Origin of the sequence: Acinetobacter lwoffii (assembly GCF_024129435.1) — a bacterium.
Lineage (GTDB): Bacteria > Pseudomonadota > Gammaproteobacteria > Pseudomonadales > Moraxellaceae > Acinetobacter > Acinetobacter lwoffii_F.
Genome location: NZ_JAMXXN010000061.1, coordinates 1 through 2,506 on the forward strand (window position 1 = coordinate 1; position 2,506 = coordinate 2,506).

The window sequence follows — 2,506 nt, forward strand, 5'->3', positions numbered from 1 at the left end:
GAAATTTAAATCCTGTGCTTGACTCTTGTGGTTAAAAACAGGACATTTTAAATGGTTTTTCGCATAGACATTTTAATTGGTGAATAACAACACTTGTATATTAATATAAATATCAAGTGCTTATTAAAATAAGAAAAATCTCAAAATGCCCAAAAAGCCGACTTTGAAACAAGTCGGCTTTTTTATGTTCGATTCTGTAAGCTTTTGCCAATAAAAAATGGAAGAACTTTGCAAAATTTACAATTTTGTATTAACATTTTTATATTAACAAAAAGCGATGCAACTATGGAAATTGAGTTTTCATGGGGTGAGCATAAAGCAGATACAAACCTCAAAAAACATGGTGTAGCTTTTGAAGATGCAACATTGGTTTTTTATGATGCTTATGCCGTCTTCAAACAGGATCGCTTTGAAAATGGTGAATATCGTTGGCAAGCGATAGGTCTCGTACACGGCCAAACAGTTTTATTAGTGGCTCATACTGTACAAGATCATAATGGGATTGATCATATCCGTATTATTTCCGCACGACAGGCAGAGAAAAAAGAGAGGAAACAATATGAGCAAAATCGTTACCTACAAAATGGATTTGAATAAGTCTCCTGTTTTGTCTGAAGAACAAAAGGCAAGACTCGAAGCCCTGGCTAAACGCCCAGACAGTGAAATAGACTTTTCGGATATTCCTGAACTTGATGAAAGCTTTTGGAAAAATGCAGTTCAAAATCCGTTTTATAAGCCAACTAAACAAGTGACAACTGTTCGCATTGATGCCGATGTTATGCAGTGGTTAAAGGCTCAAGGTAAAGGCTATCAGACACGAATGAACAAAATTCTGCGTGATGCTATGTTGAATGATTTGAAAAATCATCCATAAAGAACGAGAACTAAGCCTTGTTCTTTATGAAGTAATATTAAGCCTGTAGATTTAAAATGACGAATAAGTTATTTTTTTAATTTTTCAATACTTCCAGGTAAAGCGAATCTTGGAGGACAGTAATCAGGTAGCTTTTCACCTAACTTCATTTTTTCATCATCAAAAGCTATTCCTGAAAATTGTAAAGACTCACCTAATCTATAAAGCTCTTTTGATTTAATATTTTTTAGACCTATCACCTTATTATGATTATCGAAAAAGACCTCATATTGTTTAGGTATGACTAGAGTATGCATAGTTTCTCTATCACCTCTTACTATGATGGATAAACAATTATTATGAAGAGTTAAATTTCCTTGAAAGATTGCTTCTAGTTGAGCTAAATTTGGATCAAACCTTACATCTTTAGCTAAAATAAAAAATTGCTTATAGTCACTTTTCAGAGGTTTGATATTAGTATTTTCAGCGGATACTGATGGATCGATATTGGATTTATTGTTGCTGTTACTGATTTCATTAGTATCGAAAAAACAGCCATTTAGAAAAAACAAACTGAATACTAAAATATAAGACTGAATTTTCATGCTCATGTTTTCCTTCTACCTATTTTTATAAATTTTTATACAATTCATGACCAAATTATTCTGATATGGTTTGCTTTAATTACCCTGGCATTAAATACTCATACAGGTTTCAATATATGAAAAAATTTGTATTTTTCCTAGTCAGTCCGCTTGTAGCCTGTAGTCCAATTACAGAAAAAATTGATTCAAATGTAAGTATTCCACGCATCCAATACACAGGTGGAGCGGATAATGCAAGTTATAGTGAAGCTAAGCTTATTAGGGAAGGCAAATGTTTATACCTACAACATACTGATGGCTCTAAAGTTCTGCCAATTTTTGCTACGAAAACTATAAATTGGGATAATAAAACTCATAGTCTAAAAGTAGATTCAGACACTTATTATGTGGGTGATAAAGCAGCGTATGGAGGGGGGGAATCTTATCCTTTAGAAAAAAACAATTATTCCTGGATAACAGAAGTAGATAATAGCTGTGATATCTCACAAGTTATCGTTATTAATAAACTCATAAGGCCAATTTAACAGAACTATCAAAATGAAGAATAGCCTATTTTACTGTCTTGTATTATTTCTACTTATAGGATGCCAGCCATTTGAAAAAACTGGATATATTTCTATTAAAAATCAGACTGATTACCCAATTACCGACCTTAAAATAACTTATATTAGCGCTCAAAAAACTTATAGTTTAGGTACTCTTTATCCTTATTCAGAATATAAATACGCCATTAATTATGAGCATCATAATGAGGATTCGATAAAACTTTCATACCTAGATAAAAGTGATAAAAAGATTAATCACGAAGTAGCTCCTTATGTAGCTAAATATGATAAGAAAAACTATGGCATAACTATTAAATAAATATATGTTTTAAATAGAATTTATAGTTAGTAATTTAACATAAAAACTCTTATGCGAAATTCAGGCTAACGCCCCTATACAAGGGGACACACTTTACACTTTTTTAAAACTTGATCGCGGATCTGACTTTAGAAATGAATAGATCAATTGAATTTTGGTTCTTGGAAAAATCCAGCAGCAGCCC

The 2,506-nt window shown here is 32.0% G+C and carries 5 protein-coding genes; 4 read left to right on the forward strand and 1 reads right to left on the reverse strand.

The genetic code is table 11. From position 1 onward, the window contains the following. Nucleotides 1-285: 285 nt before the first annotated feature. Together NI455_RS15240 and NI455_RS15245 are read left to right on the forward strand one after the other, a co-directional pair. Entirely contained in the window at nt 286-597 is a 312-nt protein-coding gene (locus NI455_RS15240) for a BrnT family toxin (RefSeq protein ID WP_253114871.1), read from the forward strand. After that, complete coding sequence (locus tag NI455_RS15245; protein ID WP_005098941.1) at nt 560-874, forward strand: BrnA antitoxin family protein; 315 nt, start codon at nt 560-562, stop codon at nt 872-874. The genes NI455_RS15240 and NI455_RS15245 overlap by 38 nt, the downstream gene beginning before the upstream one ends. 68 nt (nt 875-942) lie before the next feature. Here NI455_RS15245 and NI455_RS15250 read toward each other — a convergent pair whose 3' ends face one another. Beyond that, entirely contained in the window at nt 943-1,458 is a 516-nt protein-coding gene (locus NI455_RS15250) for a hypothetical protein (RefSeq protein ID WP_253114866.1), read from the reverse strand. Nucleotides 1,459-1,574: 116 nt separating this feature from the next. Between NI455_RS15250 and NI455_RS15255 the strand changes: the two genes are divergently transcribed. Together NI455_RS15255 and NI455_RS15260 are read left to right on the forward strand one after the other, a co-directional pair. Beyond that, nucleotides 1,575-1,982, forward strand: coding sequence for a hypothetical protein (locus NI455_RS15255; RefSeq protein ID WP_253114868.1), 408 nt, complete (start codon nt 1,575-1,577; stop codon nt 1,980-1,982). 13 nt (nt 1,983-1,995) lie between these two features. Further along, nucleotides 1,996-2,322 (forward strand): hypothetical protein, encoded by a 327-nt coding sequence (locus NI455_RS15260; protein WP_005098935.1) that lies wholly within the window; start codon nt 1,996-1,998, stop codon nt 2,320-2,322. Nucleotides 2,323-2,506 lie beyond the last annotated feature (184 nt).